General features: G+C 24.7%; 25 protein-coding genes and 3 pseudogenes. 5 read left to right on the forward strand and 23 right to left on the reverse strand.

What is annotated here, in order from left to right; all coding sequences use genetic code 4:
* Positions 1–6 precede the first annotated feature (6 nt).
* The 8 genes from SDAV_RS09520 to SDAV_RS09560 form a co-directional block, all read right to left on the reverse strand.
* On the reverse strand, positions 7–243 hold the full coding sequence (locus SDAV_RS09520; RefSeq protein ID WP_015967964.1) for a hypothetical protein: 237 nt from the start codon (positions 241–243) through the stop codon (positions 7–9).
* Positions 243–641 (reverse strand): hypothetical protein, encoded by a 399-nt coding sequence (locus SDAV_RS09525; RefSeq protein ID WP_114565398.1) that lies wholly within the window; start codon positions 639–641, stop codon positions 243–245. Before SDAV_RS09525 ends, SDAV_RS09520 begins: the two co-directional genes overlap by 1 nt.
* Positions 634–1647, reverse strand: a complete 1014-nt coding sequence (locus SDAV_RS09530) for a hypothetical protein (RefSeq protein ID WP_114565399.1) — start codon at positions 1645–1647, stop codon at positions 634–636. The genes SDAV_RS09525 and SDAV_RS09530 overlap by 8 nt, the downstream gene beginning before the upstream one ends.
* Positions 1647–1850: a DUF2649 domain-containing protein gene (locus SDAV_RS09535; protein ID WP_114564286.1), complete on the reverse strand. Its 204-nt coding sequence runs from the start codon at positions 1848–1850 to the stop codon at positions 1647–1649. The genes SDAV_RS09530 and SDAV_RS09535 overlap by 1 nt, the downstream gene beginning before the upstream one ends.
* A gap of 152 nt (positions 1851–2002) precedes the next feature.
* Positions 2003–2452: a DUF3627 domain-containing protein gene (locus SDAV_RS09545; RefSeq protein WP_114565401.1), complete on the reverse strand. Its 450-nt coding sequence runs from the start codon at positions 2450–2452 to the stop codon at positions 2003–2005.
* Complete coding sequence (locus SDAV_RS09550) at positions 2436–2786, reverse strand: hypothetical protein (RefSeq protein ID WP_114565402.1); 351 nt, start codon at positions 2784–2786, stop codon at positions 2436–2438. Before SDAV_RS09550 ends, SDAV_RS09545 begins: the two co-directional genes overlap by 17 nt.
* A 382-nt stretch (positions 2787–3168) precedes the next feature.
* Entirely contained in the window at positions 3169–3420 is a 252-nt protein-coding gene (locus tag SDAV_RS09555; protein WP_071937632.1) for a hypothetical protein, read from the reverse strand.
* Positions 3420–3569: a hypothetical protein gene (locus SDAV_RS09560; RefSeq protein ID WP_015979229.1), complete on the reverse strand. Its 150-nt coding sequence runs from the start codon at positions 3567–3569 to the stop codon at positions 3420–3422. The genes SDAV_RS09555 and SDAV_RS09560 overlap by 1 nt, the downstream gene beginning before the upstream one ends.
* Before the next feature lie 266 nt (positions 3570–3835).
* On the opposite strand from SDAV_RS09560, the gene SDAV_RS09565 reads away from it, so the two are divergent.
* On the forward strand, positions 3836–4291 hold the full coding sequence (locus SDAV_RS09565) for a cob(I)yrinic acid a,c-diamide adenosyltransferase (RefSeq protein ID WP_408641557.1): 456 nt from the start codon (positions 3836–3838) through the stop codon (positions 4289–4291).
* 361 nt (positions 4292–4652) lie between these two features.
* Here the strand turns inward: SDAV_RS09565 and SDAV_RS09575 are convergent, their stop codons facing one another.
* Together SDAV_RS09575 and pepF are read right to left on the reverse strand one after the other, a co-directional pair.
* Positions 4653–5603: a hypothetical protein gene (locus SDAV_RS09575; protein WP_114565404.1), complete on the reverse strand. Its 951-nt coding sequence runs from the start codon at positions 5601–5603 to the stop codon at positions 4653–4655.
* A gap of 216 nt (positions 5604–5819) precedes the next feature.
* Complete coding sequence (gene pepF / locus SDAV_RS09580) at positions 5820–7616, reverse strand: oligoendopeptidase F (RefSeq protein ID WP_114565405.1); 1797 nt, start codon at positions 7614–7616, stop codon at positions 5820–5822.
* Between the two features lie 130 nt (positions 7617–7746).
* Here pepF and SDAV_RS09585 point away from each other — a divergent pair, with 130 nt between their 5' ends.
* Entirely contained in the window at positions 7747–9099 is a 1353-nt protein-coding gene (locus SDAV_RS09585; RefSeq protein WP_114565406.1) for a M17 family metallopeptidase, read from the forward strand.
* A 69-nt stretch (positions 9100–9168) separates the two neighbouring features.
* Here the strand turns inward: SDAV_RS09585 and mgtA are convergent, their stop codons facing one another.
* The gene (gene mgtA, locus SDAV_RS09590; RefSeq protein WP_114565407.1) at positions 9169–11901 is read right to left on the reverse strand and encodes a magnesium-translocating P-type ATPase; all 2733 of its coding nucleotides are present in this window, start codon (positions 11899–11901) and stop codon (positions 9169–9171) included.
* A 399-nt stretch (positions 11902–12300) separates the two neighbouring features.
* Positions 12301–13271: pseudogene (locus tag SDAV_RS09595) on the reverse strand (IS30 family transposase).
* A 119-nt stretch (positions 13272–13390) separates the two neighbouring features.
* Between SDAV_RS09595 and SDAV_RS12265 the strand changes: the two are divergent.
* Both SDAV_RS12265 and SDAV_RS09600 read left to right on the forward strand, forming a co-directional pair.
* Positions 13391–13555 carry a lipoprotein gene (locus SDAV_RS12265; protein ID WP_186823375.1) on the forward strand — a complete coding sequence of 55 codons (165 nt, stop codon included), beginning with the start codon at positions 13391–13393 and terminating at the stop codon, positions 13553–13555.
* A 14-nt stretch (positions 13556–13569) separates the two neighbouring features.
* The gene (locus SDAV_RS09600) at positions 13570–13818 is read left to right on the forward strand and encodes a DUF3688 family protein (protein WP_114565408.1); all 249 of its coding nucleotides are present in this window, start codon (positions 13570–13572) and stop codon (positions 13816–13818) included.
* Positions 13819–13829: 11 nt separating this feature from the next.
* On the opposite strand, the pseudogene SDAV_RS09605 reads toward SDAV_RS09600, so the two are convergent.
* The 10 genes and pseudogenes from SDAV_RS09605 to SDAV_RS09645 all read right to left on the reverse strand — a co-directional run.
* Positions 13830–15844 (reverse strand): annotated as a pseudogene (locus SDAV_RS09605) (spiroplasma phage ORF1-like family protein); the annotation flags it as partial.
* Positions 15840–16070, reverse strand: a pseudogene (locus SDAV_RS09610) (DUF3627 domain-containing protein); the annotation flags it as partial. The pseudogenes SDAV_RS09610 and SDAV_RS09605, both read right to left, overlap by 5 nt.
* A gap of 316 nt (positions 16071–16386) precedes the next feature.
* Complete coding sequence (locus tag SDAV_RS09615; protein WP_114565409.1) at positions 16387–16638, reverse strand: hypothetical protein; 252 nt, start codon at positions 16636–16638, stop codon at positions 16387–16389.
* Entirely contained in the window at positions 16638–16787 is a 150-nt protein-coding gene (locus tag SDAV_RS09620) for a hypothetical protein (RefSeq protein WP_114565410.1), read from the reverse strand. Before SDAV_RS09620 ends, SDAV_RS09615 begins: the two co-directional genes overlap by 1 nt.
* 339 nt (positions 16788–17126) lie before the next feature.
* Entirely contained in the window at positions 17127–17363 is a 237-nt protein-coding gene (locus SDAV_RS09625) for a hypothetical protein (RefSeq protein ID WP_114565411.1), read from the reverse strand.
* Positions 17364–17729: 366 nt separating this feature from the next.
* Positions 17730–19295 (reverse strand): APC family permease, encoded by a 1566-nt coding sequence (locus SDAV_RS09630; protein ID WP_114565412.1) that lies wholly within the window; start codon positions 19293–19295, stop codon positions 17730–17732.
* Positions 19296–19484: 189 nt separating this feature from the next.
* Entirely contained in the window at positions 19485–20027 is a 543-nt protein-coding gene (locus tag SDAV_RS09635; protein WP_245938392.1) for a cation transporting ATPase C-terminal domain-containing protein, read from the reverse strand.
* Positions 20028–20192: 165 nt separating this feature from the next.
* On the reverse strand, positions 20193–20540 hold the full coding sequence (locus SDAV_RS13620; protein WP_245938393.1) for a hypothetical protein: 348 nt from the start codon (positions 20538–20540) through the stop codon (positions 20193–20195).
* A gap of 41 nt (positions 20541–20581) precedes the next feature.
* Complete coding sequence (locus SDAV_RS13625; protein ID WP_245938394.1) at positions 20582–20917, reverse strand: hypothetical protein; 336 nt, start codon at positions 20915–20917, stop codon at positions 20582–20584.
* A gap of 193 nt (positions 20918–21110) precedes the next feature.
* A complete protein-coding gene (locus SDAV_RS09645; protein ID WP_114565413.1) occupies positions 21111–21380 on the reverse strand; it encodes a hypothetical protein in 270 nt (89 codons plus the stop codon).
* A 273-nt stretch (positions 21381–21653) separates the two neighbouring features.
* On the opposite strand from SDAV_RS09645, the gene SDAV_RS12270 reads away from it, so the two are divergent.
* A complete protein-coding gene (locus tag SDAV_RS12270) occupies positions 21654–21776 on the forward strand; it encodes a lipoprotein (protein WP_186823376.1) in 123 nt (40 codons plus the stop codon).
* 246 nt (positions 21777–22022) lie between these two features.
* On the opposite strand, the gene SDAV_RS13630 is transcribed toward SDAV_RS12270, so the two are convergent.
* Positions 22023–23099, reverse strand: a complete 1077-nt coding sequence (locus SDAV_RS13630; RefSeq protein WP_114565414.1) for an aldo/keto reductase — start codon at positions 23097–23099, stop codon at positions 22023–22025.
* Between the last annotated feature and the right edge of the window lie 78 nt (positions 23100–23177).

Below are 23177 nucleotides of genomic sequence, written 5' to 3' on the forward strand. Positions count from 1 at the left end.
CAACTCCTAACTATACAATGTTTTTGAAACAATAAACCCAACAATATATAAACTTGATATCGTTAACATTAACGGATGACTAAACAAAACTGCCATTCTACCAAATAATCAAATCAACCAAGTATCAGAATTATATAAATCCATAATAATATTTTTTGCCGATGTAAATTGATTAATAATAACAGTAATAAAACCAGTTCCAAATATCGCAATCGCCGCCACCAATAAAACTAATTTAATCATTACTTTTTATCTCCTTTAAATTTAGTACTTCTAATATTTTTTGCTTGATATCTAATACTTTGTCGTTTAAGTTCTTTTTTAACTTGCTGCTTATTACTATTTTGATAAACATTTTTACCAACATTAATACCTTTTCGTACAGTTGACGAATATACTTGCGAAACACCATTATTAACTGTTGAACCTAAATTATTATATTGTGTTGATGTGCCATGAATTGCATAAATCGATAACTTAATAACCATAAAAAAGATTAAGAAATAAGCAATTGACGTATTTGTCATCGGTAATTTTGTATTTCAAATTACATCAAAAATAAACAAAAATATATCAAAAACAAAACTAAAAATCTTGTCTCAATTACTATTATTATTTTCAACAACTAATAAATTAATCATCTTTACCATTTCCTTTCTCTTTTCTAGGTTTTAAATTCTTTTTCAAAATATCAATATCAAATAACTCCAATCGTTCTTTAACGCTTAATTTTGTGATTTCCGATCAATAATAAAATTTTTCATTAACAATTTCATCATTCTTTAAATCACGTACAAACTTTAACCATTCACTATCATACTTATTAGCAAATTCAAGGGGAATTATTATTTTAAAAAACCGAATTCCTAACCCAACATCCGACTTATGTTTTGCTCTTTTACCTTCTGCTGTTCGTTCTACTGATTTTGTTTTTCAAATTTCATAATCCGTTATATCTTGGAAAATCCCAATTCGCATAATAAAGAAACGATTAAAAAAATTAAATCCTTTTTTAGCAACGGGTTTTTTCAATGAAATTGGAATAACAATTCCACTTGCTAACTGGCGAATATTATTTCAAATCATACCCTCACGCTGAGCAGTAAACAACGCACGATGTCCAAAATGTCTCGCTAAAACAATTCACGGTATTTTACCACTATGAACTTTTTTCTCATCGTGAGGACTAGTTCCGTCAATATATAAATAACTTTCATCAAATAAAATAACACTATCATCTGGGGGAACCGGTTTTGTTCTATCGGTAAAATCTAAATTTTTAAATGTTAAAACTTTAACTTTATCATCTTCTAACGGATAATTACTATAAATTTCATCTGTCAATAATTTCATAGTTTGCGACAAATAAGTTAAAAGTAATGTTTTACCAGTTCCTAACTTACCAATAATTACCGATAACGGATTATCTCAAACAAAATTTACTAACCGAAAAGCATTTAACTGATAAAAAATATTTTTTCACAATCATCACACAAAATAAAAACACTGCAAAGCAAATAATATTCAAAATACTAAACCAACACAATACAAAGAAATTAACCAAAGTAATAAATCAATTAAACTAAACAAAAGCATTGAACCACTAATATAACAATAGTTTTTAAAGAAAAATATAAACTTTTTCATTATTTAAAATACCCAACTATTTTAAAAACCATTCACAAGAAAAACCAAGTTAAAAACAAAATCACAATTCAAACACCAACCATCAAAGTTAAATATTCATTTTGCGTTAAATTCCACATTGTAATACTTTCAACATTCGCCTTATCTATAAACAAAAAAATATAAATAAAAAACTCTTTGAATTCTTGTCAATCATTTTGCATTTTTAAAAACTCCACATTTTTTGAATAAGTTTAAAAAACATTCCAAAAAACAAAACAATAAATAACACAAACGATATAACATATAAAAACTCAGGGGCATTTGAACCAATAATATAACTAACAAATTGAACTCAATAATCATATAAACTCATTTAATTTAAACTTTCTAAATCATTAATTAATTGTTCTTCTTTTTCAACACTTCAATTTGTTAAATTATTATTGTTATTATTTGCTTTTACTTTTTTAGGTTCACTTAAAAATAACGCTTTTTTCATTTTAGTAAAATAATTTTGTTTATATTGATTATATAAATTGATTAATTCGGTTCCAGTTAAATATTTTCAAATATTTCGCTTTAAATTTTCATCATATTTTACAATAGGATAAGAATTATCATAAATCAAACCGATTGCTACTTGTTCCAAATGTTTTTCACTCGAATAAATAAACTTATTACTCAACCAAAAACCAATATGGCGATTATGATTGGGTAAATTAATAAAACTTGCTTTATCTGTCTTAAAAGGGATAAATTCCTTACTAATAAAATAATTTTCTATATTCTGATTTTTCTTAACAAAATTACTCAATTTTATCATCTCCACTTCTTAACATTTTACCTTCTCCTAATTTTCCAACTATATTTTCTAACGGTAATAATTGCTTCTTAAATACTGTAACTTTAAATTCCTTAACTTCTGATATATGCTCCATAATTACAAATGGTAAAAGTACAACAAAAAGAATTAAACAGAAAAAATATCCTAAAATACCTATAATATCTCATACATTTAAAGACCAAATTATAATAACAATACAAAGACCAGAAATAATTAATATAGCAAAATAAATAGAAACAAAAACAAAATTCATAATAATAAATTCTTTTTTTAATTTTTTATATTCCTTAGTTGTTTTAAATTTCATATCCATAATATAGTCTCCTAACTAAATATTTGTTTAATAAACAATGTTATAAATAATGTTTATATAATGTTTTTTAATTGTAATAAACACTGATTATTAACAATGTTATATATAATGCTAATATATTGTTTATTTAATGTTTAATAAACATTGTTAATAAACATTGTTAAATATAAAAATAATAAAAATTGGCACACTGAAAATAACTATTAAGAACTTTAATAGTAAATATAATAAGTTCATTTTTCTATTTAATAAATTCATTTTTTACAAATGTGATACCATCTATTTTTTGATTATCATGAATGGTATCACCAATTAAAACAATTATTTCACTAAAACTACCTAGATTGTGCCTTAACTAAGATATAATCGATTATAATAAATACTAAAATCCTTTAACCATAACACGGAAAAAGTTTAAGATTTTAATAATACAAAATATAGCAAATGGAATTAATATAATTCACGCTTCACCTAAGAAAACCATTATCTCAGGTAAAATATTTGTTATACCTTCTTTAACTTTTCATAATGCACTAGTCAAACCCGTTCAAATCCCAGTCATACCCTCAGTCATAGTTTTAGGTGTAGGTGCTGTTAAAAAATTAAACGCTGTTGTTAAATACATACCTAACATTATTTATTACTCTCCTTTCTTTCAATTTCTTTTTTATCTTTTTTCTTTCCTCGAATTTGACGAATTTTTTGGTAAATTAATAAACCAAAATAAAGAAAAATTGCTAATACAATAACAACACTAAATATTGTCGTTAATCAAGTTGGCATAATACATCTCCTTTCTAAAAACTAAAAAATTGAAATTTGCAAACTCGCTCCGCTCGTTGTCGCTTCGCTCCATTAAAAACACTACTGAATAAATTATCCGCTAATAAATTACGCGGAATAATTTATTCTTTTACTTTTTAATTTCAATATCTTTTGCAATCTTATTAACAGTATTAATAACATTATCTTTACCATACTTTTTCACTAGGGGCCGCAAAATAAAATATTGCTTTGTTTGCATAATTTCAACTCCTCAATTAAAAAAATTAAAAAAATTTACTTTCCAAAACTGTAAAAACCAAAAATACAAAATGTATGTGGTTTCTACATTTTTTCAAAATTTAACTAATCCAAATCTACAAATAATCAATTATTATTCATCAAGTACAAAATTTTTTTGAGAAATGAATTATCAAGAAAAAGCAATTTTACAGAAAGAAATGCAAAATGGTTTTAATGAATTAAAAAAATTAAGTCAAGACGCAACAGTTGACTTAATTATTGTTGATGAATTATTGGAGTGTATTTATAATGAATTAATTTCTGAAGCAGAATTAATTGAAGTTATTCAAAAAAATCTCCAAATATTGAAATGGCTTTTTCTGGCGATCATATTACTAATAATTAATTTAATTAATGCTGTTGACTTAGTTAGTCATGTTCAAGCAACAAAACATTATTTTTATCAAAAAGTTCCTGCTCATAAAGGGATTGAATATTAAATTAACTTTTTTAAAAAGATAAATTAATAATATCATAATATTTTCTTAATTGTCATAAGCAAATACTTAAAATTTTATGCTATTTAAAAATTTTATATATAACTACATTAAAAATAAAGTTATTAGCAATAGTCTTTAATTAACAACTCGCCATTTTTTTACATCAACTACATGCATACTTAATTGGTAACTCCCCATTATAAAGACTACTATCTTTTGCTGTAATTATTGCATTTCATTGCGTAATATTTGTTACATTAATATCATCAATATTTAAATCATGATATTTTGTTTTTAATTTATCTTTTATATGATTTTCTGTTGGAACAGGAAACCCATTTGTATTAATTCTTTAATACAATTATTCTATAATATAAAAATCTATTAAATTAATTGTTGTTGTAAATTTACCTTTAGCATTTTTGTGCCAAATTATAGTAATATCAAATGTTTTATTCTTAGAAGCATCATTAATAAAAACTTTTCTTAAATTAAACATGCGACTCTTATAAGGCTCAGCTTCAAAAACAATCGTAAAATCATTTTCACTTAAATTAGGATCAATTTTTTGAATTTGTTTTAAAAATTGTGTTCTAATTTTATCTTCTAAAAGTCATGCTGTAAAATAATCATTTGGATATTTTGGCAATCTATCTTCAGGACTTGGAATTTTAATTTTTGTAAAACTTGTAAAATCAACAATTTTATATACTGTCTTTGGAAATAAAATTTCTAACTTAATACTATTCTTAGCATTATTATATCCTACAATATTAATAACATAATTATTAACCTTCTTTGCTAAATTAATTGTTCACGGTTGATTCTGATTAAAGTAATCATTGAAATTAAAAGAAAAATCATTTTCTGTTATTGTCGCATTTAATTGTTGTCTTATTACTGTTAAAATTGCTGCTTGTAAATATGGTCTAATTTCTGATTCTTTTACTTTTTCAATATCACCAACTTTAATTTTTAAATCTAACAAATTAATTTCTTTGATATTTCTAAGTTCAGCTTGTTCCAATGTTTTTTTAAGTTCTTTAATTTTTGCTTTTAGTTGCAAAATATTATTTTGTAATTTTTTGATTTTTTTTATGTTTATTTGTTGATTTAAAATATTAATTTTATGATTTAATAGGTGAATTGTTATTTTAACATTATTGATATTATCTTCTTGCTCTTGATTTGTCGTTTCAGGAATTGCTTCTTCTAAATATTGCAGTTTTTTATTACCGCTACAAGCAGTTAAACTTCCTCAGGGTGTACTAATTAATCCACATATTCCTAAAATATTTAATAATTTTTTCATTTTTCAGTATTTTTCCCTTTTCTAAAACTTAATAATTAAATTAATACTTAAAGTATTGATAATATTTTATAAAAAAATATTAAAAACAAAATAAAATTAATTTTTATCAAATTATTTGTAATTTAAACAAATATTTTTAAAAATAATTTGACAAAATATTTTTTATTTTTATTTTTAATATAATAAATTTTTTTATATAATATAACTAATATAATTCTATTTTAATAATTGATTAAGATTATTAATCATTTCTGTTAATTTTGTAATCAAGCCATTATAAACATTAGCATCAGTATAATCAATTCCGATATCTTTTAAAATTGCTAATGGTTCTTTACGACCACCTTGTTTTAAAAAATTTAGTAAATATTCTGGATTGCCATTAATGACATCATTATAAAGTTTAAATGAAGCAACAATACAAGTTGCATATTTATAAACATAATATGGTGAATGAAAGAAATGTAAAATTCGTGGTCAACTATATGTCTTTTGTTGTAACTCATGTTTATCAAAAACAGTATAACCAAATTCATTAGCTTTTTGATCAAAAAGATTTGCTAATTTATCAGCATCTAATGGCTCATTATTTTCAACCATTTTATGCGCAGCTCATTCAAAATCAGCAAAATGAATTTGGCGAAAGAAAGTTGCCATAATTTCATCAATTCGATTTTGTAATAAATAAATTTTTTTTTCTTTACTTTCAGCATATTTATATAAATAATCAAATAATAAGTGCTCATTAACTGTTGAAGCAACTTCTGCTAAAATAATTGGATAACTATTTAATGGATATTTATTATTTAAATCTGCTAATAATGTGTGAACAGAATGACCGGCTTCATGTGCTAATGTATTAACTGAACCAATTGTATCATCTCAATTCATTAAAATAATTGGTTCAACTCCTGAACCACCAGATGAATAAGCACCACTACGTTTATTAGTATCTTCAAAGTAATCAATGCGATGATCACTTCAAACTAACTCTAATTGGGTTAAATATTCATTTCCTAATGGTTGTAGGGATTCACGTATCATTTTTTTTGCATCTTCAACATTATATTTCTTATCTAATGATGCAATGTTTTTAACTAACTTCAAACTACGATCAGTTGGATAAAACTTTTTAAATTTAAAATGTTTTTTTAATAACTCATTATATTGAACAAATAAATGACTATTTTCACGACCATATTTAATTAAACTTGCATAAATTTCTTCAGATACATCATCATTATTTAATGATGCTTGTAAAGTATTTTTATAACCACGTAAGCGAACAGATTCAACACTATGTTGAATGATTCCCTCATAAATTCGTGCAAAAGAATGTTTTTTATCAACTAAATGCTCAGAAAACAATTGTGATGTTTTAATTCGAAATTCTTGTTCACCTAATGGATCAGATTTCTCCATAATTTCACTATATACACTATTTGTTAATTCTGTTTTTGTTCCTTGATAATAAATAAAAGTTGACTTTTTATCAGCATATGCTAATAAATCATACAATTCATAAGCTACACTTCGTGACCGTGTTACTAAAGCTAAAATTTCTTCATCACGTTCTGATAAAATATATTTTGCATTTTTAAAAAACTTACGATAACTATATTCATATGCACTTAATGCAGAATCTTCTTTAATTCATGTCATAATTGTTTTTTCACCAATTGCTTTTAATTCGGGAGCAACAAAAGCTAATTGACTTAAAATTTGATTTAAAGTATTTGAATAAGTTCCTGCTAATTCTTGATATGATAAATCAGTTGTATCAATATCACCCATATGTAAATATTGTCCCATTTTATTTGCAATTAAATCAATTTCTTCATCTAAAAAAATATATTTTTTAAAAACAGCTATTTGATTTAATTTTCCTTTAAAGGTGATAATTTCTTCTAATTTTTTTACAATTTTTGCTAAATCTTTTTTCCATGCTTCATGATTGGAATATAAATGATTGAAATCTCATTTATATTGTGCTGGTGCTTCATTTCGTTTCATTCTTTTCTCCTCTTTCTTCTAAATTTACCTTTTTATATTATAACGGAAAACAAAATATTTTTATTGTTATTCTAGATAATGTTATAATATTACGTATATAATTATCTATATAGAAAGAAGGAATTTTACAATGGTATTATTAAATGACAAAAAACAAGATTTAACACTAAAAGCAATTTTTAAAGGTGATGAAATCAACCCATTAGTTGTCCAAGAAAACGGTGCAACTACTTTAATTTCAGAAGAAAAAACAATTTATGCTTATTTCGAAAAAGCATTAACTTTTAAAAATGCTGAAGATTTTATTCAAAATTTTATGAAAACAATTAAATATAGTTTAAATATTGATGTTGACACTTTCAAAAAAGGTGCTGAAGCAAATACTCATATTTTTAAAGCACTAGCAGAAGGAACACTATATGCTTTAAATGATAATTATAATTTAAAAACATATAAAAAAGAAAAATCAGTTTATACAATTAATTTAATCCATAAATGTGACAAGGCACCTACTATTTTTAAAGAAATTCAAATTAAAATGGAATTTGTTAATTTTGCTCGTATGTTACAAGATACACCACCAAATTTAATGTATCCAGAAGTTTTTGCTGAAAAAATTACAACAATGGCAAAAGGAATCCCAAATTTAAAAGTAACAGTTTTAGATAAAAAAGAAATTGAAAAAGAAAAAATGGGTTTACTTTTAGCTGTTAATGCGGGAAGCTATTTAGAACCCCGAGTTGTTATCTTGGAATATCTAGGTGATAGTAGTAAAAAAGAAAAAGTTGGCTTAATAGGAAAGGGAATTACCTTTGATAGTGGTGGATATAACTTAAAGCCATCAACAGCATTAACTGGAATGAAATTTGATATGTCAGGAGCAGCTATTGTTTGCTCAACAGTATTAGCTTTAGCAAAAGCACAAGTTAAAACAAATATTGCTGCGGTGTCTTGTTTAACAGAAAATCGAATTGGAGGAAAAGCAACTTTAACTGAATCAGTTATTACGTCAATGAACGGAAAAACTGTTCAAATTGATAATACTGATGCTGAAGGAAGATTAGTTCTAGCTGATGGTATTACTTATGCTATACGTAAATTAAATGTGGATAAATTAATTGAAGCCTCAACATTAACTGGTGCAATTCTAGTAGCTTTAGGAAAATGATTAACTGGTGTTTTTGCTAATAATGATGCATGATATGAACAATTTGCACAAGCAGCTTCTAAAGCTCATGAAGGAATTTGAAGAATGCCAATTTTAGAAGAACATAGTGCTGTAATGCGTAAAACACCAATTGCTGATCTAACAAATGCTGAAAGTTCACGCTTTGCTGGTAGTTCAACTGCTGCTGCCTTTTTATGTGAATTTGTAGAAAAAAAACCATATATTCATTTAGATATCGCTGGAACAGCGGATACTAAAGATGGGCGTGGAACTGGAGTAATGATTAAAACATTATTTGAATTATTTAAAGAATAATTTTAAACATCTTGTAAAAGCAAGATGTTTTTTTATTTTGCATTAAAAATAGATTTACTAAAAGTAAATCTATAATCATCGCTTAAAAATTTTAATATATAAATCTTTGACTCCTTGACTCATTAAACAATATCCAATCACTAATGCAGCAAAGAAAGCAAAATACATTGCGGGTAATGGTACTAAACTTAGTTTTGGCCCTAATGATGTAAATGGTAAGGTCATTCCAATCAAAATGACGGCAATGCTGGATACCAATAATTGCCATGATGGCATTGATTGAAAGAATGGAATTTTTCTTGTTCGATACATTTGAACAATTAAGGTTTGGGTCACTAATCCTTCAACAAATCAACCTGTTTGAAATAAAGTAATTTGTTCAGTTGTGATGTGTTGTGGATTGGCAAGAACCCCAAAATAATAACCCATAACAACAAAAGTTAAAATATCAAAAATTGAGGAAACAGGTCCATTAACAAAAACAAACGGTAAAATATCCTTTGTTGTTCAAGTTTGTGGTTTTGATAAAAAGTCTACATCAACCTTATCAAATGCTACTGCCAATTGGGATATATCATATAATAAATTTTGAAATAGAATTTGAATTGGCATCATTGGTTGAAATGGTAATCATGCTGAAGCAATTAAAATACTCAGAACATTTCCAAAGTTAGAAGCTATTGTAATCTTAATATATTTTAAAATATTTCCAAAAATTTGTCGCCCCTGAATAATTCCCTTTTCCATAACTAATAAGGACTTTTCTAATAAAATAATATCTGATGCTTCTTTTGCAATATCAGTTGCATTATCAACAGATATTGCAACATCGCTTTGGCGTAAAACAGGTGCATCATTAATTCCATCGCCCATAAAACCAACAACATGTTGATTTTGTTTTAAAGCTGTAATAATTTTTGCTTTTTGTAATGGATTTAATTTAACAAAAATATTATTTTGTTCAACAACATCACGGAGTTCAAATTCACTTAATTTTTCAATATAATCGCCAGTTATAACACCACGAATTTTGAAATGAACTCGATCACAAATTGCTCTTGTTACTTGTTCATTATCACCAGTTAAAATTTTTAATTGTACTCCATTTTTTCGCAATAATTGAATCATTTTTGCTGCAGAAGGTTTTGGTTTATCAAGAAAAGAAACAAAACCATAAAAAATTAAATTTTTCTCATCTTTTGTTGAATAATAAGTATCGGCATAATGACCATGGTTATATGCTAATCCAATAACTCTTAATCCTTCACTATTCATTCGTTCTGCTGTTGCAGAAATCATTCGTAAATGTTCTTCTGTTATCTTTTCAACTTTTCCTTTATATTCAATTCTTGTACAATTTTTAATAATTTCTTCAATTGCCCCTTTACAGATTAAAGTATGATGTTTGTCTTTGTCTGAAACAACAACCGTTAATTTACGCCGATTAAAATCAAAGGGGATTTCATCAATTTTTTGATAATCATCCTTAAAACTAGATAAATGATGATTATCAATATAATGAATAATTGCTTTATCTAAAGGATTTTTTAATCCCGTTTGAAAATAACTATTTAAATATAAATATGTTAATAAACGATCATCTTTTTTATTATCTAATAACTGATAATCAACCAATTCAATTTTATCATTTGTTAAAGTTCCTGTTTTATCTGTACATAAAACATCAATTGCCCCTAAATTTTGAATTGCTTCTAATTTTTTAACAACTACTTTGGCTTTACTCATTCGACTAGCACCACGAGCAAGATTAGAAGTCACAATCATTGGTAACATTTCTGGAGTTAAACCAACAGCAACTGAAATAGCGAATAATAAAGCAGATAACCAATCATTTTTTGTAATTCCATTGATAATAAAAACAATGGGAACCATTACAAACATAAATGATAATAGTAATCAGGTCGTTCTTTTAATTCCACGATTAAAACTATTTTCTGGTGGTTTAACTTGCAATGTTTTTGAAATTGTCGCATAATATGTTTCTGTTCCCGCACCAATAACAACTGCAATTGCACTACCTGAAACAACACTTGTTCCCGTATAACAAATATTTTCTAACTCTAGTAAACTTGCTTTATGACGATTATAACTAGCATGTTTTTCAACAGGTAACGACTCACCGGTTAAACTGGATTGATTAATAAAAAGTTCATTACTTCATAATATTCGAACATCAGCAGGAACCATATCCCCACTTGATAAATAAATTAAATCACCTGGTACTAATTCATGAATTTCTAATTCTTTTGCTTCTCGAATTAAACTAGTATTATTTTTAACTGATACTTCAGAAACTTTTTCATCATCTTCTAATCGAATTACTGTAATTGTGTTACTAACTAAATCTGTTAGTTTTTTTGTCACGAAAAAACTGCGGATATCTTGAACATATGCAATTGTAGTACTAATAATAATCATAATAGCAATAATAATAACTCCAATAACTTCAAAACTATCACCACCTAAAGTAAAATAACTAATTATATTATAGGTCGCAATTAAAGCCAAAACAATATTAAAAGGATTTAACAATACTTTTAAAAAATGTTTAAATCAATGAAATTTCATTTTTTCTTGCGAATTATCACCATATTTTTTACCCATTTCTTCTGCTTCATCATAAGTTAAACCAAAACTTTTAAGTTCAAAATGTTCTAAAATTTCGCTTTGAGAAAACTGGGAAATTTGTTTAATCTCATCAGTTTTTAAAAAACCAATTTCTTTTTTTCTTGCCTTAAACTCTTTATTATTTCCCTTAAATTTAGTTATTATTTTTGCCATTCCTGGACCCCTTTCTTAAAAAATATTTTTACCTAAATTATAAATTTAGGACTTTTAACACATACATTAACAATTTATAAATCAAATAAGACTTAAAGTAATAAAATTCCTAAATCAATAATATTTTTTATCCTTTTTAAATAATTTCACCTTAGCCTCTCATAATTTTATTCTTATGTTAATTATAACGAAAATAATTTAAATAAAACATAATTAATAACAAATAAAGTGAATTATGTAAAATTAAGTGCAACAAATTTTTATTAATTAAATAATATAATAAAAATTACAAAAATCAACCATAAATTTAAAAAAATTAAAAATATTTTAATTTTTCTTTTATTTTATCCATATTTAAGCACACTAAAAAAGCATTTATTAAATTTTACACAAATAAATTTATATAAAATTCTCTAAAAATAAATCTTTTGCTGTTCTTCAATTCAAAATAGGCCTTAATTTTTCATTTATAACATTAAATACTCAATTTATTTTTTGTTGACTAACATTATTAAAACAGTACCCTTAGGAAATCAGTGTCTTAATTCACTATTCATATATTCAATTAAAGGTTTTTGACGAGGTTTACCAGCATCACAAAAATATACTTGTGTTTCAGCAAATATTTTCATTTCTCTTCACTTAGTAAATTCTTTACCTCTATCTGTTATTATTACTTTTATTTTTCCAATTAAATTATTATTTATAACAATATCTTTAAACTTTTCAAAAACTTCATTAGCAGTATGATTTTCTAATTTTATTGCAAAATAATTTTTACTTGATTGTTCTACTAAAACTAAAACAGCAGATTAATGGTCTTTACCAACTACTGTATCCATTTCAAATCATCCAACATTAGAAACTTTATTTTCAATATCTCAAATTGACTTAAAATCAGTTAATTTACCACGATTATCAAATTTCCCTTTTGTTTTATATTTTTTACCACGATGTCGCAAATTCTGTTTTAAAAAACCATAAAAACCCAAACAAATTAATTTATACAATGTTTTAACACAAACGGGAAATTTAATCCCAAATTTTAAAAAATAACGATAAATAAATTCTCTCGAAGAATCACGATATTTATTAAGTCTAATTTTCATAAAATTAATCTGTTCTTCCGTAAATTTACATCTTTTATTATTCTTTTTTCTTTTCTTATAATACATTTTATCTGACTTATAAACACTATATTCATCAATATTTTTAAACTTCTTAATTTACCGTAAAATAGTACTACGATGTCTATTCAAAAATTTAGCAATTACAGAAATATTCTGTTTACCATTCTTTTTTAAAAACATTTTTGATAAAAAAAATTGTTTTAATTTAACCTTATCCATAAAAATTAAATGACTATACATAACATTTATATACCTTTCATCAATTTATAAATTTAATATTAAAATTATTTAATACATGATTGATATATGATAAGAACAGCTATAGCATTTAAATAATTTTAATAAAGAAGGAGTAAAATATGAAAAAATGACTTAGCATTTTAGTGGTAATCGGATTAACAACAATAAGCACAACCACATTAATTAGTTGTGAAAAACCAAATAACAATGAAAACGGGGGGATAATAAACCAGAACCATCATATAATCCACAACAACCACCAACTGAAAGTAATTGAAAATTAAATACTCGTTCTACTTTGCCAGATAATAAATGATATATTGCAATTGTTAAAAAAGAACGAACTGATGATTTTTCTATTATAAAATTTAATTTTAAAGATAAATTAGTTTGAAGTGTTGGAGTACCTTATCATATAATTAATGGAGTATGATATATTGTTAATTCATATTATCGTTGAGATGGTGATAATGAACCACAAATACCTACCATTGATAAAAACATCGGTGAAATTACTGATTGAAAAGAACAAAAAGGAACTGAATAACAGTTCCTTTTTTATATTAATCGCACAAATTTCATAAAAATAATTAATAAAAAATATTTGTTATTGTACTATACAATGCTGGATTAAATTTTCACACTTCAAATATTTGACTAAAAAACTATATACTGTCTCAAAAACCTTACCAACACCACTCGCTAATTCATTAACTTGTTTAACTCCCGGAATAGTATTAACAATTCAAATCACAGCATTTTTAATATGAGCACCAAAATATCATCAACCCTGTGGCGTTACATATTGCACTTGTCATCATTGTTTATTGGGGAACAAACCACCGTTATTAATTTCTTGTCAGTTATAAATACCAAAATTAAAATCATAATATCGATACATATCATTCTCTTTTTGTGCTTGTAATTCAAAAACATTATAACCGATTTTTTGTTCTTCATTTTTTTTATATTGCAAACCATATTTATTTTGTAAATTACCGCCAAAAACATAACCAGAATTTAATTTAATATTATATTCATTTGTAACCGAAAAATCATAATTAAAAACACTACCATAATTATTAATCGTATAAAACCGATTTTTAAACACAGAATATAATTTAATATCTAATTGCTTATATTTATCTGAAAAATAAAAATATCGTGGATAAATTTTAAAACCATTATTTACTAATAAACCATATTTTTTATTATAATCTTGAACATAAGTATTATTTTCTAAATCAAAAATCGTGCGTAAATAATTAGTATAAAATTTCTGTGAAATTTTAAACATACTATTTAATAATTTATCAAATTGTAATTTATATTTAATATTTTCACTTAATAAAATATTATTAAAATTTTGTAATTTCAACGCAAAAAAGTTAACTAAAACAGTATCATATTGTAAATTATCAATATATCCATTTTCAATAAACGAACTACGATTTTGAAACACTGGAACCAAAGCACTTGCAAAAAACGACTGTAAAAACTTAGATAGATCAAACTGACCGCTAAATTGTTGATAATATTTTAAATCTTTACTATTTAATGATGAATAAATTGAACCATTAAAATTAAAAAATGCACCCATTGCCGTTAGCATAAAACTAAAATTAAAACTTAAATCATCATTATTAATATTATTTAATTCCAAACTACCAGAAATAATTAAATTTGCTTCATCAACAGTCAAAATCATCCGATAAATTGCTTTTTTAATATTTTTAACATCCAATTCATCAACTATCTCAAAATCAAAAATTATCCGCTTTGTTCCAACCTTATTCGGATTTTCATAATCCGCACTACCACCTTGCTGAACACGGACATTTTCTTGTAAAACAGCATATAAAGATAAATCAATAAACTGTTTTACACGACTTCGTTGATAACTATTTCAATCAGTAATTTCACCAGTATCCTTGTTGATAGTTGGTATTTGTGGTTCACCAACTCCATCTCAACGATAAATTGCTTTATATTGATATAAATGTCAGAGTCCTTCGCCTTCTATTCTTTTTCAACTTGTAATATTAACATTAGGTTTATTTCCAAAAATTCCAATATAAGTTTTACCACTATTTCCTTGACCGGTGGTATTAATAATTAATTTTCAATTATCTTGGTTTAACTTAACTCTTGGATAACGATTATCTTTATAACGGTCAACATTCTCCACAATTTTTTCAGATACATCATACATCTTATATTTTACTGCAAAAGCATAAATAAAATCAGTTAAATCATCCAAAAAATTCTCCTTTTTAACATCATAAAATTTATCAACCATATATCAACTTTTTTTAAACTATGTCATTGTTGATAATAATTTAAAAATGTTCCACCAGGTTTATCATAAACAACTCCCGTAGAATAACTATCTTGTAAAAAATCCAAATACCATTTATCATTAAACGATAATTTTTTTGATGTTTTTAAAGTTGGATTAATAAAATAATTTGTTTTTGATCAATTTTCAAAAAAACTACTGCGTAAAAACATTGTATTAATAAAATCAGTTTCATTAATACCTTTATCAGTATATTCTCTTGTTTAAGCGTATAATGTAATAGGATAAGAATTATCATAAATCAAACCGATTGCTACTTGATCCGAATGTTTTTCACTCGGATAAATAAACTTATTACTCAATCAAAAACCAATATGGCGATTATGATTGGGTAAATTAATAAAACTTGCTTTATCTGTTATAAAAGGGATAAATTCCTTACTAATAAAATAATTTTCTATATTCTGATTTTTCTTAACAAAATTACTCAATTTTATCATCTCCTAACTAAATATTTATTTAATAAACATTGTTATATTTAATGTTTATATAATGTTTTTTAATTGTAATAAACAATGATTATTAACAATGTTATAGATAATACTAATATATTGTTTATTTAATGCTTAATAAACACTGTTAATGAACATTGTTAAATATATAAAATAATAAAAATTTGCACACTGAAAAATGCTATTTAATTTTTAACAATAGTTATTAAAATATAAAATCATAAGTTTTAAGTTGATATTATTTAATCAAATCACATATAAAAACTAGTGTGCCACAGTTAAAATACATGATAAATAATAAATACTAAAATCCTTTAACCATAACACGGAAAAATTTTAATACTTTAATAATCACAAAAATTGCAAACGGAATTAAAATAATTCACGCATCACCGAAAAAAACCATTATCTCAGGCAAAATATTTGTTATACCTTCTTTAAATTTTCATAATGCACTAGATAAACCAGTTCAAATACCAGTCATACCCTCAGTCATAGTTTTAGGTGTATGTGCTGTTAAAAAATTAACCGCCGTTGTTAAATACATACCTAACATTATTTTTTATTGTCCTTTCTTTCAATTTCTTTTTTTTCTTTTTTCTTTCCTCGAATTTGTTTAATTTTTTGATAAATTGATAAACAAATTCAAGCAAAAATCCCTAATATAATAACAACACTAAATATTGTCGTTAATCAAGTTGGCATAATATATCTCCTTTCAAAATTTTTAAATATAGCATCACGCTCTGCGTGTTCGCTACGCTCAAAATAAACAATATTGAATAAATTACCGCTAATAAATTACGCGGATAATTTATTCATTTTCTTTTACATTATTAATTACTATTTTATTTACAGTATTAATAACATTATCTTTACCATACTTAATTACTAAGGGCCGCAAAATAAAATAATGTTTCTTTTCAATAAAAAATCAACTCCTTTCTGAGTTGATTTGTTGCACTTCGATTACAAAATGCAAAAATAAGAATACATTAAAATTCTTAGTACTCTTATTTTTAATAACCTAACAATAAAAACTGGTTAATTAGATTGTATTGTAGCAGAAATATAGTTTGAAACATAAAATATGTTATGGAAGTCAAATCAATCTGAATTCATTCGTTTTGCAATTGAAACTTCTATTTTAATAGGAGACAACTTATCACTATTATTTCAAACAGAATTAATAGTCTCTCAATTATCATATATTTGTTCTGTTAACCCAAGAAGATATTTTTCTTCGTTAACATTTGAATCAATTTCAACAGATTTAAACATTCTATTTATCAACACATTACTAAAACCTAATTTGCTATTAATACTTATAATTAACTTTAATATGTTCTCAAAATTAGGGTTCAAAAACAGCATATAAAATTGTTGTTTCGGTAAAAAAATTATAATAATATGTAATTTTATTTATGCTACTTTTGCTACTAGTTTGCGCTAAACTTGTTGGTTTATCATACATACTGACAGCACCTATTAAAGGTATTACATTGGGAGTTATACTAATTGTTCCTAAAAAAAGCTAGTATTTTTTTTCATGAAATAATATCCTTTCTCTTTTTAATATAACTTTTAAATTAATACTATTTTATTATAACAAGGTTAAAAATTAATAAAACATTAGCATTTAATAAATTATGTCTTATCCTTTTCTTTTGTATCTGAATTTTCTACTAAATTTCTTTTTAAATCCTTACTAGAATTTTTATCATTAAATGACATTGTCATAGTTAACTTTTTATTAATTGTATCATTATCTTTCATTCATATCCCAAATCATGGCAAAACTAAAATTAGCAATAATAATGCAATTGCTAAAATGGGACCAGTTTTTTCTGGCATTACAATAGCATTTAAAAAATATGAATAGATATTATATCCAATAATAGAAATAATACAAAGTGCACTAATAAATGCAGCTGGAAGAAAATATCAATTTTTAATTGTTGCAATCCGTTGATGATAACGATTTCATATTCCCAAAGCAATAATTGTTCCATACATCAGAAATGCCATCACAACACCTGCATTACTAATAAAATCGTAAAAATTATAAGTTTCTTTTGCAAAAATAATTGGAATACCCATAATTAGTCCTCATATTAATGTAATCATAACTGATGCTAAAAAAATTGCAAAATTAATACTATATTTTTTCATAATTTTATTCCATAGTTTTGCACCAATAATAAAATTATCTTCAATTGATGAATGACTTAGTTTAACTAAAGAAAAACTATATCCATTTAAAGTTCCAAAAGCACTAATTAAAATAAAGAAGAAAATAATTCATTCAAAAATTTTATTAATAACCGGATTACTAAAAATTTTACCCGCAGCAACAGCAACACTTCCTTTAGCATCTAAATTTAAAGTTCCAATTGAAACAAGTAAATAAAGTATTGTTACTGATGCTAAACCTAATACTAAAGCTAATGGAATATTTCGCTCTGGTTTTTTAACATCCTTTTGAATATATGTTGTTGATAAAAAACCATCAAATGAAAATAGAATCCCTGGCAAAGCCATTAAAATCATTTCAAATCCAGTTTTATTTGCAACTAATTTATATTTATCAGGATCACCTAAACCACTCTTACTTAATGCATTAGGGTCATTATTAAAAAATAACATTCCAATTAAACCAATTAAAATTAATGGAATTAATTTTAAAACAACAGTTGTCATTTGAATATATTTTCCTGTTTTTTCTAAATAAGTACAAATATAAATTAATAAAACAGTATAAATAATTGAAAAACTCGTTAAAATTAATTGATAATTAGCATAACCTCCAACTTTTTCACTAAATACAATTTCTGCGGTCAAACCACCACCAAAAGCTCAAATTGAAGCTTTTGTTGTATAATACGCAACAGTAAAAGTTGTTAACGGAATATAAATATGGTTCATAGCGTTTCTCACTACACGACCAAACCATTTTCCCCCGAACATCTTTGCATACAAAGCAATACCTGAATTTGAATCTTGTTTTGCTGATGAAATTTCCATAAATGATAATCCAAATGAGAGAGCCATTATACCACCAATTATCCATGCAATTAAACCTAGAACTCCATTCCCATTAATTAATCCATATACACCTTCATTTTTAAAAAAGATTCCTGTTCCAACAACTGTTCCAACAACCATACAAAAGCACATAAAAAATCCATATTTTTGTGCTGTTTTTTTCTGCATAACTTCACCTCATAATTCTTACTCATTTTTATTGTTTTTTAAAACTATGAAAATTTAAATAATACTTAGTATATTATTCAATAATCAAAATTTTAACATAAATCTGATAATTATTTTAACATTAAAATAATAATTAAAAGGAATGGTTGTCATAAATAAACATTCCTTTTAACTATTTTTAAAATTATTTTATAATCAATTTTTTGTCACTTTAATATAACCAACTTTTGATAATTGAGCAGTGATACAATAAGCTCCAATAACTCCTATGACGATTGGAATATATACTAATGGTTGTGCTGTCATTGGAAAGACATTGTTCAATGCATATGGAATTAAGAATCCTAATAATACAACAATTCCTGTGGCAACATTAACTGGTCAAGTTGGTTTTGATTGAATAAATGGAATTTGTTTTGTTCTAAACATTAACATAACAACGGTTTGAGTAATTAATCCTTCAATAAATCAACCCGATTGAAAAATTGCAACATGATAAGCGGCATTTGCCGAAATAGGATCAGTATGATATGCACTAAAGACACCAAAACCATACCCCAAAATAATAAAGGTTATTACATCAAAAACACTACTAATTGGGCCGTTAACAAAGGTAAATGATAACATACCTTTTGTACGTCAGTGCTGTGGTTGTAATAAGAAATCTTCATCAACACGGTCAAATACAACCGCAAATTGTGAAAAATCATAAATTAAATTTTGAAATAACATTTGAACTGACAACATTGGCGTAAATGGAATTCATCAAGCCACAATAATTAAAGTAAAAACATTCCCAAATTTTAGAAGCCATTGTTATTTTAATATATTTTAAAATATTTCCAAATGTTAAACGTCCTTGTTCAATTCCTTGTTCAATTACATCTAATGATTTTTCTAATAAAATAATATCTGATGCTTCCGATTATTGATTGTTAATGAAGTATTAAAGGGTTTATTGCCATTACTTTTAATAATATCATTATTAAATTCAATACTATATCATAATTTTTGAAAAATTGGAAAACCATAAATATTAACGAATAAATTAGCAAAAGTAATTAAATTATTAATAAATAACTTTTGCTTACCAGAAGCAACAGCAGCAACAATTTCCGCAAATTGATAATAATAAACTTGATTATTTGTTACTCCATGCACAACATTAGCAAATGTTTGAAAATGGTTAAATTTTTTCTTTTTGTTAAAATTGTTAATTGACATCTGGCTTGCTTGATAAGTCATATTATTTTCACAACGATGAATAAATGCAAAATCTTCATCAGTTAACGATATCTTTTTTTAAATTTACTATTAAAAGATTGTAATTTTCCTTTTACTAATTGGTTATTATTTAAATTAGATAAATTTATTTTTTCTTTACTATGATTACGGTATAGTAAACAATCACTATGTTTAGCATAGTCAATTTCATTATCGCCTTTTAAAACACATCAAAATAATCCTCCCATAGAAAAGATAATTATTACACTAGTTATTAAAATAATAATTATTGTAATATCTTCATTTTTTTCATAACCTTTCTCCTTAAATAAAATTAATTTTGATATGTATAAAAATATTTTTTCATAATTTAAAGTTAATAAAATATTACATCGCACTATAGCATTATAACAAAATATTATCTAAATTAAAAATTACATTCATTTAATTCTAATTAAAAACATCCATGGGGTACGGATGTCAAAATATTAATACTAATAAGATGATTATGGCTATTAGGTTCTCTCTAATAACCAACTTGATAATAACATTACCTTATTAGAAACTATTTTTTAGTTTAATAAAATTTTATTAATTATTATCATCTTCAGTTAAATCTTTTATTTTCTTTTTATCAATTTTAATTCAATTAGACGCTTGTTTTTCGTGATTTAATTGTAGTCAAATTTTATAATTTGGATCTTTTGGATTATTAGCCGCTTGTCTTAATTTTAACTTTTGTTCAAGGGTTAAATGTTTAAAATCAAAAGGTTCTTCTTTATTTAAAGTTTGGGGAGAATCAATTGATGTTTTAACTCTTTTAGCTATAGCTAAAATCTCAGCCATTGTTTTTTCTGCCATTTTCTAGACCTCCATTTTGGACCTATTTACCTATACTTATATTATAACATTTTTTAAGTTTTCATTACCATTGTGAATTTTAGCATAGAAATTTAAGAATAAAATATTTTAAAAAAAATATCAAATTATTTTTAAAATTATAAATTTAATTTACAAATAATTTGATAAAAACAAAATTTACTTTTGATTTTATTATTTTTTTATAAGATATTACTAATAGTTTAATTTTTAATTAAACTATTATTTTTAGAAAAGAGGTCCCATTTTAAATCTATGAAAAGATTATTTAGTATTTTAGGTGCAATTGGAATTTTTAGTATATCAGCACCAAGTTTAACAGCTTGTAAAAAACCAGATCAAACTCAAAATACTGCAAAAGACCTAAAAAAAAGATAAAACAAATACAGATGACAAAAATTTAAAAAATGACAAAAATTAAATCCTTAACTAAGGAAAAATGTTAAAATCCTTTAAAATAACAAACTTTTTAATAAGAAACGAAAAAACACTAATAATTAATAATTTATTTAAAAATTCTTTCATTTTTTTTGCATTAAGAAAGAATATACTTAAATTTATAAATAAAAACAATAATTTATATTATTGTTTTTTATTATTTTATAAAAATAAAAATATTTTTCATTAAAACCTATCAAATGTTTCGGGATAAATATTATCATACATATTAAGACTCTGTAAGATTTGAATTGTTTTTTTAGTTAGTCTATTTTTTTCACTCTGCTTGTTTTCTTGGATATGACGTAATAGTTCTGCTTTAGCAATTGGTTGAATACTAAAATATTGGATTCAAGCTAAAACTAATTGAGCAGCAGTACAATTATATTTTTTAGCTTCGGCAGCTAGAATTTGATTTTCCATTGTATTAGCATTTGTTGAATATGCTTGTACCAAAATGTTTTTATTTTGACAATATTGTACACGATTTCATCTTTGGTTAAAAGGATTAAATTCAATTTGGTTTAAATTTGGATAAATACCCGTTTCTTCAAACAAAATTTCAATCATATCCTTATCAAAATTACTTACACCAACAACATTAATTAACCTTTTCGCTTTGCATTGTAGCAATTCGGTATAGACTTTGATAGTTTTGTAAAAATTTAAATTTGGGCGATGAATTAAAACAATATCTAAATAAATTGCTCCTAATACATCTTCTTCATTAATTAATTCAACCTTAATGCCTAATTGACAAATTGTTTTTATTATTTTTTGATGACGTGGTTTATTTAAAAGAATACATGATAAATTTTGCTTAATTTTTAATAAAGTCAATAAAATTGCTTCAATTGGTTGATTAAAATCAACTATTACAGCTAAGTCCTGTGATAAAAACAATTTTTCCATATACATTTCTGAGATTTGTAACATTGTATTATTTTTAGCAACAGCAATACATGAAATTGAACCCGGTTCATTTTTACTAGCCGGTATTGTCCCTTCAATTGGGTCAACTGCAATATCAATCGTAATTGCTTGTTGATGAGAAAAAGTTTGCCCTTGATATAACATTGGTGCTGCATCAAGTTCACCTTCGCCAATTGCAATTTTTGCTTTAACATCATTACTTGTTAATAATTTATTAATAATATCAACTGCTTTTTGGTATAACATATTTTTATCATTTTTACCAACCAATTCATATGAAGCAATCACAGCTAACTGGACCGCACGTAAAAAAAGACTATTTGTTTCCATTGTTCATTCCTTTGCTTGCTATTAATATTTAATCATATAATTTCCAAAATAAAAATGTAAAATACCTTACATTTTTAT

This window comes from Spiroplasma phoeniceum P40 (genome assembly GCF_003339775.1).
Taxonomy (GTDB): domain Bacteria; phylum Bacillota_I; class Bacilli_A; order Mycoplasmatales; family Mycoplasmataceae; genus Spiroplasma; species Spiroplasma phoeniceum.